At 67.2% G+C, this 13,026-nt stretch carries 15 protein-coding genes; 5 read left to right on the forward strand and 10 right to left on the reverse strand.

Annotated features, from left to right (window positions below; translation table 11 throughout):
- A partial coding sequence (locus tag ACXJKH_RS06455) for a hypothetical protein (RefSeq protein WP_457318769.1) occupies positions 1-240 on the forward strand: 240 nt, incomplete at its 5' end.
- A 131-nt stretch (positions 241-371) separates the two neighbouring features.
- Here the strand turns inward: ACXJKH_RS06455 and ACXJKH_RS06460 are convergent.
- Together ACXJKH_RS06460 and ACXJKH_RS06465 are read right to left on the reverse strand one after the other, a co-directional pair.
- Positions 372-2,465, reverse strand: a complete 2,094-nt coding sequence (locus ACXJKH_RS06460) for a prolyl oligopeptidase family serine peptidase (RefSeq protein ID WP_457318771.1) — start codon at positions 2,463-2,465, stop codon at positions 372-374.
- A 34-nt stretch (positions 2,466-2,499) separates the two neighbouring features.
- Complete coding sequence (locus ACXJKH_RS06465; protein ID WP_457318772.1) at positions 2,500-2,856, reverse strand: hypothetical protein; 357 nt, start codon at positions 2,854-2,856, stop codon at positions 2,500-2,502.
- Between the two features lie 161 nt (positions 2,857-3,017).
- Here ACXJKH_RS06465 and ACXJKH_RS06470 point away from each other — a divergent pair, with 161 nt between their 5' ends.
- Entirely contained in the window at positions 3,018-3,623 is a 606-nt protein-coding gene (locus tag ACXJKH_RS06470; protein ID WP_256776935.1) for a lipocalin family protein, read from the forward strand.
- Between the two features lie 9 nt (positions 3,624-3,632).
- Here ACXJKH_RS06470 and ACXJKH_RS06475 read toward each other — a convergent pair whose 3' ends face one another.
- The 5 genes from ACXJKH_RS06475 to ACXJKH_RS06495 all read right to left on the reverse strand — a co-directional run bounded on the left by ACXJKH_RS06475 (position 3,633) and on the right by ACXJKH_RS06495 (position 7,035).
- Complete coding sequence (locus tag ACXJKH_RS06475) at positions 3,633-3,935, reverse strand: HigA family addiction module antitoxin (RefSeq protein ID WP_256776934.1); 303 nt, start codon at positions 3,933-3,935, stop codon at positions 3,633-3,635.
- A gap of 10 nt (positions 3,936-3,945) precedes the next feature.
- Positions 3,946-4,224 carry a type II toxin-antitoxin system RelE/ParE family toxin gene (locus ACXJKH_RS06480; RefSeq protein WP_457318774.1) on the reverse strand — a complete coding sequence of 93 codons (279 nt, stop codon included), beginning with the start codon at positions 4,222-4,224 and terminating at the stop codon, positions 3,946-3,948.
- An 80-nt stretch (positions 4,225-4,304) separates the two neighbouring features.
- Positions 4,305-4,994 (reverse strand): methionine ABC transporter permease, encoded by a 690-nt coding sequence (locus tag ACXJKH_RS06485; RefSeq protein WP_256776933.1) that lies wholly within the window; start codon positions 4,992-4,994, stop codon positions 4,305-4,307.
- Positions 4,991-5,998, reverse strand: a complete 1,008-nt coding sequence (locus ACXJKH_RS06490) for an ATP-binding cassette domain-containing protein (RefSeq protein ID WP_256776932.1) — start codon at positions 5,996-5,998, stop codon at positions 4,991-4,993. Before ACXJKH_RS06490 ends, ACXJKH_RS06485 begins: the two co-directional genes overlap by 4 nt.
- 140 nt (positions 5,999-6,138) lie before the next feature.
- On the reverse strand, positions 6,139-7,035 hold the full coding sequence (locus tag ACXJKH_RS06495) for a DMT family transporter (protein WP_457318776.1): 897 nt from the start codon (positions 7,033-7,035) through the stop codon (positions 6,139-6,141).
- Between the two features lie 78 nt (positions 7,036-7,113).
- Here ACXJKH_RS06495 and ACXJKH_RS06500 point away from each other — a divergent pair, with 78 nt between their 5' ends.
- Positions 7,114-7,596, forward strand: a complete 483-nt coding sequence (locus tag ACXJKH_RS06500) for a YajQ family cyclic di-GMP-binding protein (RefSeq protein WP_256776930.1) — start codon at positions 7,114-7,116, stop codon at positions 7,594-7,596.
- A gap of 55 nt (positions 7,597-7,651) precedes the next feature.
- On the opposite strand, the gene ACXJKH_RS06505 is transcribed toward ACXJKH_RS06500, so the two are convergent.
- From ACXJKH_RS06505 to ACXJKH_RS06515, 3 genes are all read right to left on the reverse strand, one after another.
- Positions 7,652-8,752: a helix-turn-helix domain-containing protein gene (locus tag ACXJKH_RS06505; protein ID WP_457318778.1), complete on the reverse strand. Its 1,101-nt coding sequence runs from the start codon at positions 8,750-8,752 to the stop codon at positions 7,652-7,654.
- Between the two features lie 87 nt (positions 8,753-8,839).
- On the reverse strand, positions 8,840-9,967 hold the full coding sequence (locus ACXJKH_RS06510; RefSeq protein WP_457318780.1) for an NAD(P)-dependent alcohol dehydrogenase: 1,128 nt from the start codon (positions 9,965-9,967) through the stop codon (positions 8,840-8,842).
- A gap of 13 nt (positions 9,968-9,980) precedes the next feature.
- Positions 9,981-11,447, reverse strand: coding sequence for a benzaldehyde dehydrogenase (locus ACXJKH_RS06515; RefSeq protein ID WP_457318781.1), 1,467 nt, complete (start codon positions 11,445-11,447; stop codon positions 9,981-9,983).
- 254 nt (positions 11,448-11,701) lie between these two features.
- On the opposite strand from ACXJKH_RS06515, the gene ACXJKH_RS06520 reads away from it, so the two are divergent.
- On the forward strand, positions 11,702-12,295 hold the full coding sequence (locus ACXJKH_RS06520; RefSeq protein ID WP_457318783.1) for a DUF1415 domain-containing protein: 594 nt from the start codon (positions 11,702-11,704) through the stop codon (positions 12,293-12,295).
- The coding region (locus ACXJKH_RS06525) for an SDR family oxidoreductase (protein WP_457318785.1) at positions 12,286-13,026 on the forward strand (741 nt) is incomplete at its 3' end. The genes ACXJKH_RS06520 and ACXJKH_RS06525, both read left to right, overlap by 10 nt.

The raw sequence follows: 13,026 nt of genomic DNA on the forward strand, positions 1-13,026 counted from the left end.
GTGTGCGGGCCCGTCGGGCGCCATGGATTGCGCCCGCGAGCTTACATGGATGTACTTGCAGCGTGTCCCGCACACCCACCCGTACCCGCCCAAGCCAGCGAAGGCGCACACCCGCGGCGGTTGAAAATGAAGTTGACGTTGATCCTGCAGTTGCCTTCCGCACTTGAAAGCCCGCCGCAGGCGAAAGAAAAACCCAAAAAAAACGCCACGCATTGCTGCGTGGCGTTGAAACTGGGGTGAGGCCAACACGACGCCCCACCACCCGGAGTCGGACCGAAGATGCGTTCGGCTATTCTCTGCGGCTACCGGGCCGATGGGCCATCCCAGCAGTCGAGCAACGCTCAACGGTACCAGTCGAGCAACGCTCGACTCTACCGCAACTGCTCCCACAGGAAGCTATAGGCCAATGCCGACATATGCGCGGCCTGCGCATTGTTCGCCGCACCGCCGTGACCGCCCTCGATGTTCTCGTAGTAGGTCACATCCTTGCCGGCCGCGATCATCTTGGCCGCCATCTTGCGGGCATGGCCCGGATGCACCCGGTCATCGCGGGTGGAGGTGGTGAACAGCACCGGCGGGTAGGTCTTGTTCGGATCGAACAGGTGGTACGGCGAGAAGGTCTTGATGAAGTCCCAGTCGGCCGTATCCGGATTGCCGTACTCGGCCATCCACGACGCGCCCGCCAGCAGGTGGCTGTAGCGCTTCATGTCCAGCAGCGGCACCTGCACCACCACCGCCCCGAACAGCTCGGGGTACTGGGTGAGCATGTTGCCGGTGAGCAGGCCACCGTTGCTGCCGCCCTGCACGCCCAGGTGTTTGGCCGAGGTGATCTTGCGGCTGACCAGGTCGCGTGCGACCGCGGCCATGTCTTCATAGGCCTTGTGGCGGTTCTGCTTCAGTGCCGCCTGGTGCCAGCGCGGGCCGTACTCGCCGCCGCCACGGATGTTGGCCACCACGTACACACCGCCCTTCTCCAGCCACGCACGGCCCATGCCGCCCGAATACGACGGCGTCAGCGAAATCTCGAAGCCACCGTAGCCGTACAGCAGGGTCGGGTTGGAACCGTCCAGCTTCATTTCCTTGGCATGCACCACGAAGTACGGCACGCGGGTGCCGTCTTTGCTGGTGGCGAAGTGCTGCTCGATCACCTTGCCGTCGGCATTGAAGAACGCCGGCATGGTCTTGAGCACTTCCGGCTGCTTGCCGATCTCGGCCAGCGCCAGGGTGGTCGGGGTCAGGTAGTCGGTGACGGTCATCCATACCGCGTCGCTGTCGTCGGCATCGACCGCACCGACGGCCACGGTGCCGAACGTCGGCGCGCCGGTGAAGTCGCTCTTCTTCCAGCCATTCTCGGTCGGGGTCAGCACGCTCAGGCGGCTCTTGACGTCGTCGAGCACGTTGAGCACCAGGTGATTCTTCGTCCAGCTGGTGCCGGCCAGCGACGTCGTCGCGGTCGGGGCGAACAGCACCTCGAACGCGCGCTTGCCGGCGATGAAATCATCCAGCTTGGTCACCAGCAGGGAACCGGCGGTATAGGTCTTGCCGCCCACGGTCCACGGTTCGCGCAGTTCCAGGGTCAGCCATTGCTTGCGCAGGCCTTTCTCTGCCGAGTTCGGCGCATCGATCCTGGTGAGCGTGCCATCGTTGCCGCACAGGTAGATCTCGTTGTTGTAGAAGGCCAGCGTGCGGCTGACCAGGTTGCGCTCATAGCCGGGGGTGTCGTCGTGCATCGCCGCGATGTACATGTCATCGGGCTTGCCTTCGTAAACCATGCTGGCCGAGGCCATCGGGGTGCCGCGCTTCCACAGCTTGGCCACGCGCGGGTAGCCGGAGGTGGTCATCGTGCCGTCACCGAAATCGGTATAGACGAACACGGTGTCGCGATCGATCCAGTTCAGGCCGCCCTTGGATTCGGGGCGGAAGAAACCGTCCTTGATCCAGGTCTTGTCGGCGAGGTTGAACTCACGGGTGACATCGGCATCGGCGCCGCCGCGCGACAGCGCGATCAGGCAGCGCGAGTAATCCGGGCGCAGGCAGTCGGCACCGTGCCAGACCCAGTTTTCGCCTTCGGCCTTGTTCAGCGCGTCCAGATCGAGCACGGTTTCCCAGGTAGGCGACGCCTTGCGGTATTCGGCCAGCGTGGTGCGGCGCCACAGGCCGCGCTCGTGCTGCTTGTCCTTCCAGAAGTTGTAGTAGTAGTCGCCGATCTTCTGCACGCCGGGGATCTTGGCGTCCGAATCGAGCACCTCGCGGATGCTGGCTTCCATCTGCTTGAACGCCGGGGTCTGGGCCAGGCGGCCTTCGGATTTGGCGTTCTGCTGCTTGACCCAGTCCAGCGACTTGTCGCCGGTGACGTCTTCCAGCCACGCGTAAGGGTCGGCGGGGGTCTCAGCGGCCATGGCGGTACCCACCGTACCGGCCGTGATCAGGCCTGCCATCAGGCAGGCCGAAGCGATGTTGGACATTGAAGCTCCAGGCAGTCATAAGCCCCGGACGCTATCACACGGTCTGGCCGGCGCTCCCGTGTCGAAGGTCAGGGCGCGCGGTACGCGGCGCCACGCGGGTGCGGCGGCGGGCCTGTGGGCCGCGACGGCGCGTGCTGCGGCGGCGTAGCAGAAGCTGCGGCAGCCGGAACCGGTACAGGCTCCACCAGGCCAGCAACGGCATGCCGACCAGCCACAGCGGCAACCAGCCCAGCCAGACACTGCTGCCGCGGGCGGCCGGCCACACCAGGACCAGGGCCAGTCCCGCCAGGGCGAGTTGCCGGACCCAGCGCAGCACCTGCGGATCGGGCGCGCTGGCGGTGCGCGAGGGACCGTGTGAACGTGGTTGACGACGCGAAGACGACAAGGGCATGACACGACTCCGTGCGAAAGTGATGCGTCACCTTGCCGTGCCACCATCTCACTGGCTGCGACCTGTCGCCGCCGCATGGAGGGCCAGTGTGAACGCCACCATTGACGTTCTCCGTCGTCCCACCCACCATGCCCCTGCCAGCCACTGGAGCCTCCTGCCGCATGTCTCTGAACCGCCCGCTTCGCGCTGTCCTGTTGCTGTCGACGCTGTCGCTGCTGTCCGCCTGCGCCTTCCGCCACGAGGCCAAGCCGACCCCGGCACCGGTGGCCAGCGAATCGACAGGCGCTCCGATCGACCTGCAGCGGTTCATGGGCACCTGGTATGTGATCGGCCGTGTTCCCAATCCGGTCGAACGCGGCCACGTGGCCAGCGTCAACGAATTCAGCCTGCGTGGCGACCAGAAGGTGAGCATCACCTACCGCTACCGCAACGGCTTCTCCGAACCGCAGCAGCAGCTGACCGTGCGTGCCTCGGTGGACGAGGACAGCGGCAACCACAACTGGCGTACCTGGTTCTACAAGGTCGTGCCGACCCATACCCGCGTGCTGGAAGTGGCTCCGGACTACTCATGGGCGATGCTCGGCTACCCGGGCCGCGAGATGGCCTGGATCTTCGCGCGCAAGCCGGACATGGACAAGGACCTGTACAAGGAACTGGCCACCCGCCTGCGCGACGAGTACGGGGTCAATACCGACAAGCTCAAGCGCGTGCCGCAGCACCCCGAGCAGGTGGACCGGCTGGGCTATGAGGTCCCGAACGTCCGCTGATGCCGGTGGTCACGCCGCCTGGCGTGGCTGCACCCTGCTCTCGATTTCCCGGCGGGTGGGGAGCGTCTTGAGGTCGTATTCGGCCTGCAGGGCCAACCACGAGGCGGCATCGCCACCAAAGTGACGTGCCAGCCGTACTGCGGTGTCGGCCGTGACGCCGCGGGTTTCGTGCACGATCGCGTGCAGACGCGTAGGCGGCACATCCAGTGCCCGCGCCAGCCCGGTGATGCTCAGCTGCAAGGGCCGCAGGAACTCCTCGCGGAGGATCTCGCCGGGGTGGACGGCCCTGAGTTTGTTGATGGGTCGGCTCATGCGTGGCACCTCAGTGGTAATCGACGATCTCGACGTCATGCGGACCGTTGTCGGTCCAGACAAAACACAACCGCCACTGCGCATTGATGCGGATACTGTGCTGTCCGCGTCGATCGCCGCAAAGCGCTTCGAGCCGATTTCCGGGCGGGCTGCGCAGGAATTGCAGCGTCTGTGCCGCGTCCAGGATCTGCAGCTTGCGCTCCGCCAGTGACTGGAACCCGCGAAACTGGCGAGGACATCGCCCATCAAACAGAGCGAGCGTATGACGGCAGCGGAAGGATTGGATCATTCCGCCCAGCGTATTACGCCAAACGGAATATAACACAGATGGCGGTCACGCAAACCGGCATGACCTGAAGTGCCTGCCAATCACTTCCGGCTGTAGCGCGTCACCAGCCAATCGCCCAGCATCTGCAGGGCCTGCACCAGCACCAGCAGCAGCACCACGGTGACCAGCGCCACGTCGGTGTGCGAGCGCTGGTAGCCATCGCGGAACGCCAGGTCGCCCAGACCGCCCGAGCCGATCGCACCGCCCATCGCGGTGAAGCCGATCAGCGCGATCACGGTAACAGTGGCGCCGGCGATCAGGCCGGGGCGCGCTTCGGGCAGCAATACGCGGGTGACCAGCTGCCAGGTGGTGGCGCCCATCGCCTGGGTGGCTTCGATGACGCCACGGTCGACTTCGCGCAGGGCGGTTTCCACCAGCCGTGCATAGAACGGCGCTGCACCGATCACCAGCGGCACGATCGCCCCGCGCACACCCAGCGAGGTACCCATCATCCACAGCGTGAGCGGAATCAGCACGATCATCAGGATGATGAAGGGCACCGAGCGCAGCAGGTTGACCAACAGCGCCAGCGCGCCGTACAGCACCGGTTTGCGATGCAGCTGCGGCGAGCCGGTAAGGAACAGCAGCACGCCCAGCGGCAGGCCGATGACCAGGGTCAGCGGCAGCGAGCCGCCGAGCATCAGCAGGGTATCCAGCGTGGCCTGGCCGATATCGGCCCACTTGCCCGCATCGAGATGGCGGAAGAAGCCGCCTGCAGCAGCCAGGATCATCGACGCAGCTCCTCGAGGTGGACACCGGCGGCGACGAAACCGGCCTGCGCGGCCTGCACGTCGCCCCCGACCAGCGACACGGTCAGCTGGCCATACGGGGTGTCTTTGATCCGGTCGATGCGGCCGGACAGGATGTTGTAGTCCACGCCGGTGTCGCGCGCGATGCGGCCCAGCAGCGGTTCGTAAGTGTCCGCACCCAGGAAGGTCAGGCGCACGATGCGCCCGGCCACGGCCTGGAAGTCCTTGTGCAGCTCGCCTTCGTCGACCTGTTCGGACTCGTTGACGAAGCGCCGCGTGGTCGGATGTTGCGGGTGCAGGAAAACGTCGGTGACCGGGCCGGTTTCGACCAGGTGGCCGGCATCGAGCACGGCCACGCGGTCGCAGACGCGGCGGATCACGTCCATCTCGTGGGTGATCAGCACGATGGTCAGGCCGAGTTCGCGGTTGATCCTGCCCAGCAGCTTGAGCACCGAGGCGGTGGTCTGCGGGTCCAGCGCGCTGGTGGCCTCATCGCACAGCAGGATCTGCGGACGGGTGGCCAGCGCGCGGGCGATGCCGACGCGCTGCTTCTGGCCGCCCGACAGCTGCGCGGGGTACTTGCCCGCGTGCGCCTCCAGGCCGACGGTGTGCAGCAATTCGTCCACGCGCGCGTCGATTTCCGCGCGCGGGGTACCGGCCAGTTCCAGCGGGAAGGCGACATTGGAGGCCACCGTGCGCGAGGACAGCAGGTTGAAGTGCTGGAAGATCATGCCGATCTTCCGCCTCAGCACGCGCAGGCCGGCCGCGTCGAGCGCGGTGACATCCTCGCCGTTGATCAGCAGGCGCCCACCGGTGGGTTCCTCGAGCCGGTTGATCAGGCGGATCAGGGTCGATTTGCCCGCACCGGAATGGCCGATGATGCCGAACACTTCGCCGGCCTCGATGGTCAGGTCCAGCGGCTGCAGCGCGGCGATCGCGCGGCCGCCGACGGCATAGGATTTGTGCAGGCGCTGGAACTCGATCACTTCGCGGTCAACCGGGCATCGACGGGAGGGGGCGTGCAGCCTACCAGCGCGGGACGGCCCTGGCCCGTGCGGCAGCGCGCAATGATATTCCGTTTGGTTCTAAGGCAGCGTGATCGGGGCCGGGCGGGCCCCGCGCGGGCTCAGGGATGGTCCAGCGGTGTGGGCGGCTGGACCTGGCGGATGCGCTCGCGGTGCAGCAGGTACAGGCCGGAGGCGACGATGATCGCCGCGCCCAGCCAGGTCGCCCCATCCGGCAGCGCGCCCCAGAACAGCAGGTCCCAGCCGATCACCCAGACCAGCCCGGTGTATTCCAGCGGAGCGATCATCGATGCCTCGCCGAGCTGGAAGGCGCGGGTCAGGGCGACCTGGCCCCCTGCCCCGGCCAGACCCATGCCGGCGATCAGCGCGGCGTGGCCGAGCTGCAACGGCTGCCAGTCCGGCAGGGCCAGCAGGCCGGCGCCGATGGCCATGATCACCAGGAACCACACCACCATCGACTGCGGGGTGTCGGTGCGGGTGAGCATGCTGACGGTGATCGCGGCGACCGCGTAGGCGGTGGCGGCCAGCAACACCATCAGCCCGGGGATGGAGATGAAGCCGCCCATGCCCGGACGCAGCACCACCAGCACCCCGACCAGGCCGATGCCGATGGCGATCCAGCGGCGCGGGCCCACGTGCTCGCCCAGCAGCGGCACCGAGAGCGCGGCGATCAGCAGCGGGGCGACGAAGTAGATGGTGTAGGCGGTGGACAGCGGCAGGCTGCGCAGGGCGTAGACGAAGCAGCCGATCATCGCCATGCCGAGCACGCCGCGCAGCAGGTGCAGGGCCCAGCGCCGGGGCACCAGCGAGCGCGGGCCGGCGGTGGCCAGCACCCAGACCAGCACGAATGGCAGCGAGGCGGCGCCGCGCAGGAAAGTGACCTGCAAGGTGGGGTAGCTGGCCGAGAGCTGCTTCATGCCCGCATCCATCAGCGAGAAGCAGGCGACGGCGATGAGCATCCAGGCGACGGCGCGGGTGGGGGATTTCTGCGTGTTCATGGCCCATTATCGCCGCCTTGGCCGGGCCGTCCATGGTGGCTTGATAGAATGTGGGCATTCATCCGCTGGAGTTTGCCCATGCCCTCTTTTGACGTTGTTTCCGAAGTCGACACCCACGAGTTGACCAACGCGGTCGACCAGGCCAACCGCGAGCTGTCCACGCGCTTCGATTTCAAGGGGGTGGAGGCGGAGTTCGTGCTGGAAGACAGCGTGATCACCCAGTCCGCGCCGAGCGATTTCCAGCTGCAGCAGATGACCGACATCCTGCGCCAGCGGCTGACCGCGCGGAAGATCGACGCGGCGTGCCTGGAGTTTGGTGACATCGAATCCAATCTTGCCGGTGCGCGGCAGAAGATCACGGTCAAGCAGGGCATCGAGCAGAAGGTGGCCAAGAAGATCGCGGCGAAGATCAAGGAAGCCAAGCTGAAGGTGGACAGCCAGATCAACGGCGACAAGCTGCGGGTGACGGGCAAGAAGCGCGACGACCTGCAGGATGCGATGGCGCTGCTGAGGAAGGAGACCTTCGAGGTTCCGCTGCAGTTCGACAATTTCCGCGATTGATCGAACGCGGATCCTCCGCTGGCATTGCCGGCAGCTGGCCGGCAACCACGCACATCTATCCGCGCAGGTGCTTGTAGAGCGTTGTGCGCGAAATACCCAGCTGGCGCGCCGCTGCGGTGACGTTGCCCTGGTGCGCGGCCACGGCATCGCGCACGCTTTGCGTGGTCAGCGCGCGCAACGAACGGCTACCGACCTCGCGGACGTATGCATCGCTCCCCACCCCGGCGCGTGCCRCAAGCGGTCCACGCAGGTACTGCACCTGCACGGCGCTGTCTTCGGCAAGGCGTACACGGTACGCAGGGCCCGCCTGCAGCAGGCGGCGGCGCTGGTGCACGCTGGCGCCAGCGAACAGGGCATCGAGGGTCAGCAGGGGCAGCGGGCCGCGTCGGGGCAGGCCGAACAGGCGCCGCGCGACGCGGTTGGCGGCACGGATGTGGCCGTCTTCTTCCACCGCCAGCAGGCCCTGCAACGGAGAATGCAGCCAGCGCGCGTCGTGCTGCACGGCCAACAGGTGGCAGGGCCGGTGTTCGCGCATGAGGCGGTTTTCGGTGGACAGCGCGGCCTGGCGGAAATAGCCGTGCAGCAGTTCAGCATCGCGTTCGCCGGTGCCGGTGATGTCCAATGCGCCCAGGACCTGTCCGTCCAGTCCGTGCAGCGGCACGCTCAGGCAGAACACCGAGGCGAAGCGGTCCAGGTAGTGTTCGTTGCCGCGTACCAGTGCAGGCGCATCGTCGGCGAGGCTGCATGCTGGTGCGGTGGTGCCGATATCGATCTCGCGCAGGCGTCTGCCTATCTGGATCGGGCGCAGCACCGGCACGTCCGCCAGGCCATGCTCGCGCTGGGCCACGACCGTGCCGTCGGCATTGACGCAGAACAGGGTCCACTGGCGTCCGCCGAAGGCGGCCCAGAGGTGGTCGAGGTCCTCGCGGACGCAACGCGCCAGGCGGCGGTCGGCCGGGTCTTCCAGGCGCGGACCGGAGGTCGCCAGCGGCGCGTAATGCGGCGCCTGCCACGGTTGCACGCCGGCCAGCCGTGAGCGCTCCCAGGAACGCTGCACCGACGGCGCCAGCAACGATTCGGCCAGCGCCCCGCCGTCGGCGAAGCGCTGGCGCGCGGCAGCCAGTACCTGCTGCTGTTCCCGTTGCATCACAGCCATCGGTCACCTCCCAGGGGACTGACAGCGTACACCCGGCAACCTGACTGCCTGTGCCGTCGCGGATACCCATGTCCGCGACGGATTGTTTCACTTGCCCAGGGTCAGGATCGGCTTGAGGGTCACCCCGCGGGTGCTGTCTTCAGCCGCCTGGTTGATCTGGTCCAGCGGATAGAACCTGACCAGCTTGTCGAACGGGAAGCGGCCCTGCTGGTACAGCTGCACCAGCTGCGGGATGAACACCTTGGGCACGCTGTCGCCCTCGACGATGCCACGGATGCTGCGCCCGCCGAGCAGCAGGTTGTTGACGTCGAACTCGGCCTTGGTGCCCAGCTTCGGCGCACCGACCACACCGATCACGCCGCGCCCGCCAAGCGCTTCGATGCCCTGTGCCAGCACCTCCGGGCGACCGGTGGATTCCAGCGCGAAGTTGGCACCGCCGCCGGTGATCTCGCGCACGGCGTCAACCACATCCACCTCGCGGCTGTTGATCACGTGGGTGGCGCCCAGTTCCTTGGCCAGCGCCAATCGCGACGGCACCACATCGATGGCGATGATGGTGGTCGCCCCGGCAACGCGGGCGGCCATCACCGCGCTCAGGCCGACGGCACCGGCACCAAAGCTGGCGAAGCTGCTGCCGGCGCTGACCTTGAGCGAGTTGATCACCGCGCCGGCACCGGTCTGGATGCCGCAGCCGAGCGGGCCAAGCAGTTCGATCGGCGCATCCTCGGGCACCTTGATGGCGTTGTTCTCGCGGCTCAGCGCATAGGTGGCGAAGGAAGACTGCGCGAAGAAATGATCGTGCAGCGGGTTGCCGTCCGGATCCTGGATGGCGGTGGAACCATCCAGCGCGCCACCGCCGAAGTTGAGCCCGAAGAAATCCTTGCAGTACGCACCGTGGCCGCCGCTGCAGGGATTGCAGTGGCCACAGGCGCCGTAGGTCAGCACGACGTGGTCGCCGACCTTGAGGTCCTTCACGCCCGGGCCAAGCGCTTCGACGATACCCGCGCCTTCATGGCCAAGCACCGCAGGCAGCGGCACCGGGTAGTACTGGTCGCGCACGATCAGGTCGGTATGGCACAGGCCGGTGGCCACCACGCGCACCAGCACTTCGTCGTCCTGCGGGCCGCGGATGCGGGCCTTTTCGATGGTGAACGGCTGTTCCTTCTCGCGCACCACGGCCACGGTGATGTCGCGCAGTTCGGTTGTTGCGGTCATGTCGGTTTCCTTCTCAGATCGGGTAGGCGGGCGCTTCGCCCTTGACGGTCAGCCACTGCCACTGGGTGAACTCGTCGATGTTCGACGGACCGCCGATGCTGGTGCCGTTGCCGGACGCGCCGACGCCACCGAACGGATTGATCACCTCATCGTTGACGGTCTGGTCGTTGATGTGCAGCAGGCCGGTACGCAGCTGCTCGCCGAGCGTGAGCGCGCGACCGACATTGCTCGACACGATCGCCATCGACAGGCCGTACTCGCTGTCGTTGGCCAGCGCGACGGCATCGTCGTCGGTATCGAACGGCACCACCACCGCGACCGGCGCGAAGATCTCTTCGCGGAAGGCCGGGTTGTCGTGGCCCACATCGCTGAGCACCGTCGGTTCGAAGAACAGGTCCTTGTAGCCACCGCCCGTGGCCAGGGTGGCACCGGCGGCCTGCGCCTGGGCGACGATGCGTGCGGCGTGGTCACGCTGCTGTGCGTTGATCAGCGGACCGATCGCCACATCGCCCGTCGCCGGATCACCGACCTTGAGCGACCTAGCCTTGGCCACCAGTTTCTCCAGGAAGCGCGCATGGATGCTGCGCTGGACCAGCACGCGGCCGGTGGCCATGCAGATCTGACCTTGGTGCAGGTACACGCCCCAGGCGGTGTTGGCGACGGCCAGGTCGAGGTCGGCGTCGTCCAGGATGATCAGCGAATTCTTCCCGCCCAGTTCCAGCGAGACTTTCTTCAGGTGCTTGCCCGCCGCCTCGCCGACCTTGCGCCCGGCACCGGTGGAACCGGTGAACTGGATCATGGCGATGTTGGGATCGCTGGTGAGCGCGGCACCGGCGGCGCCGTCCCCGGGCAGCACGTGCAGCAGGCCGGCCGGCAACCCGGCCAGCTCGAACAGGCGCGCGATGACGAAGCCGCCGCACACGGCGGTCCGCGGATCGGGCTTGAGCACCACCGCATTGCCCAGCGCGAGCGCCGGCGCGACCGCCCGCATGGCCAGGTACAGCGGGAAATTGAACGGTGCGATCACCCCGACCACGCCGAGGGGACGCCGCCGCGCCAGGTTGAGGCGGCCGGGTTCGGAGGGCAGCACTTCGCCGATGCTGCGCGAGGGCAGCGCGGACGCTTCGTGCAGCGCCTTGGTGTTCACCTTCGCTTCGGAGCCGGCCTTGAGCCGGGTGGAGCCGCTTTCGCGGACCAGCCACTGCACGATGTCATCGTTGTACTGCTCGGCCAACTGCGCAGCGCGGCGAAGTACCTGGGCGCGCGTCTCGTACGGGGCGGCGGCCCATTCGCGCTGCGCCTTGGCGGCGGTGGCAGCGGCCGCGGCGATGCCGGCCGGGTCGGTCATGGCGATCTTCCCGAGGGTGTTGCCGGTGGCCGGTTCGATCACGTCCTGGACGCCGGCGCCGGTCTGCCACGTGCCGTCGAACAGTTTGCCGGACCACAGATCCGTGGGAAGGAAGGAGGATGTTTCAGTCATTGTCTGCTCGCCTTTATCGTTCTGGTTCACCCGGACATTCAATACCCGCACGGCGGCGCTGCCTATTGGCCACTGGCCGCATTCGGCACAAGTGCTTGCCGCACAAGGACTTTGCAGCATGCCCACTGTCCAGTTAATGGACAGTAGGCATGCGGTGGGGGGCCGGTCGCCGAGCAGTACCCTGTCCGCGCCGATACGCGCCCGTGCCGTCCTGCGCCTTACAATCGCCTGCCCAGCCCGCGATACCGCCCGCCATGAACGATGACCGCTTCACCGACAGCAGCGCCCCGGACGGCACCGATTTCATCGCCGAAACCCGCACCTGGCTGGAGCAGATCGTCATCGGGCTGAACCTGTGCCCGTTCGCCAAGGCGGTGTACGTCAAGGACCAGGTGCGTTTCGTGCTCAGCGATGCCACCACCCCGGAGGCACTGGTGGAGGAACTGGCCGAGGAACTCGTACTGCTGCGCGACACCCCGGCCGAGCAGATCGACACCACGCTGATCGTGCATCCGCACGTGCYGGGCGACTTCCTGGAGTACAACGATTTCCTCGACAACGCCGATGCCGCGATCGAGGCGCTGGACCTGCAGGGCATCCTGCAGGTGGCCAGTTTCCACCCGCAGTACCAGTTCGCCGGGGCGGCCACCGATGACGTCAGCAACTACACCAACCGTTCGCCCTACCCGACCCTGCACCTGCTACGCGAAGACAGCGTCGAGCGCGCCGTGGCCGCGTTCCCGGACCCGGACGTGATCGTGGAGCGCAACATCGAAACGCTGGACAAGCTGGGCGTGGAAGGCTGGACGCGCCTGCTCGGGCGCAAGGACAACTCACGGTGCCACTGACCCCGGCCATTGCCGAGTGGGCACCGCAGCCGCTGCGCGATCGCGTGGTGATCGTCACCGGCGGTGCGCAGGGCGTGGGCCGCGGCATCGCGCAGGCGGTACTGGGTGCCGGCGGCAGCGTAATGATCGCCGACCTCGATGCCGATGCCGGCAAGGCCTGCCTGAAGGAGTGGGCATTGCCCGAACGCGCGGCCTTCCAGCGCGCGGACGTGGCCAACGAACGCAGCGTGCAGGCGCTGGTGAAGGCGACGCTCAAACGCTTCGGCCGCATCGATGGGCTGGTCAACAACGCCGGCATCGCCAGCGCGCATGGCACGCCGCTGGCGGCAATGACGCTGGCCGAATGGCAGCGCCGGCTGTCCAGCCTGCACGGCGCGTTCCTGTGCAGCAAGCACGCGCTGCCGGCCCTGCGCGAACACGACGGGGCGATCATCAACATCGCCTCGACCCGTGCATGGCAGTCCGAGGCGGACAGCGAGGCCTATGCCGCCGCCAAGGGCGGGCTGGTGGCGTTCACCCATGCGCTGGCGCTGAGCGAAGGCCCGGCCGTGCGGGTCAACAGCATCAGCCCGGGCTGGATCACCACCGATGCCTGGCAGGGGCCGGCGCGCCGCCGCACGCCGACGCTGTCGCGCCGCGACCATGCACAGCACCCGGTCGGGCGGGTGGGCCAGCCGGAAGATATCGGCGCGCTGGCGGTGTTCCTGCTGTCGGACCTGTCCGGCTTCATC

The sequence above is a fragment of the Stenotrophomonas sp. P5_B8 genome, assembly GCF_054049855.1.

Bases quoted from the DNA above. Each gene is read 5' to 3' on its own strand.
- ACXJKH_RS06475 (WP_256776934.1), bottom strand. From the start codon at position 3,935: ATGAGCCGACCCATCAACAAACTCAGGGCCGTCCACCCCGGCGAGATC.
- ACXJKH_RS06465 (WP_457318772.1), bottom strand. From the start codon at position 2,856: ATGCCCTTGTCGTCTTCGCGTCGTCAACCACGTTCACACGGTCCCTCG.
- ACXJKH_RS06480 (WP_457318774.1), bottom strand. From the start codon at position 4,224: ATGATCCAATCCTTCCGCTGCCGTCATACGCTCGCTCTGTTTGATGGG.
- ACXJKH_RS06495 (WP_457318776.1), bottom strand. From the start codon at position 7,035: ATGAACACGCAGAAATCCCCCACCCGCGCCGTCGCCTGGATGCTCATC.
- ACXJKH_RS06470 (WP_256776935.1), top strand. From the start codon at position 3,018: ATGTCTCTGAACCGCCCGCTTCGCGCTGTCCTGTTGCTGTCGACGCTG.
- ACXJKH_RS06500 (WP_256776930.1), top strand. From the start codon at position 7,114: ATGCCCTCTTTTGACGTTGTTTCCGAAGTCGACACCCACGAGTTGACC.
- ACXJKH_RS06460 (WP_457318771.1), bottom strand. From the start codon at position 2,465: ATGTCCAACATCGCTTCGGCCTGCCTGATGGCAGGCCTGATCACGGCC.
- ACXJKH_RS06510 (WP_457318780.1), bottom strand. From the start codon at position 9,967: ATGACCGCAACAACCGAACTGCGCGACATCACCGTGGCCGTGGTGCGC.
- ACXJKH_RS06485 (WP_256776933.1), bottom strand. From the start codon at position 4,994: ATGATCCTGGCTGCTGCAGGCGGCTTCTTCCGCCATCTCGATGCGGGC.
- ACXJKH_RS06515 (WP_457318781.1), bottom strand. From the start codon at position 11,447: ATGACTGAAACATCCTCCTTCCTTCCCACGGATCTGTGGTCCGGCAAA.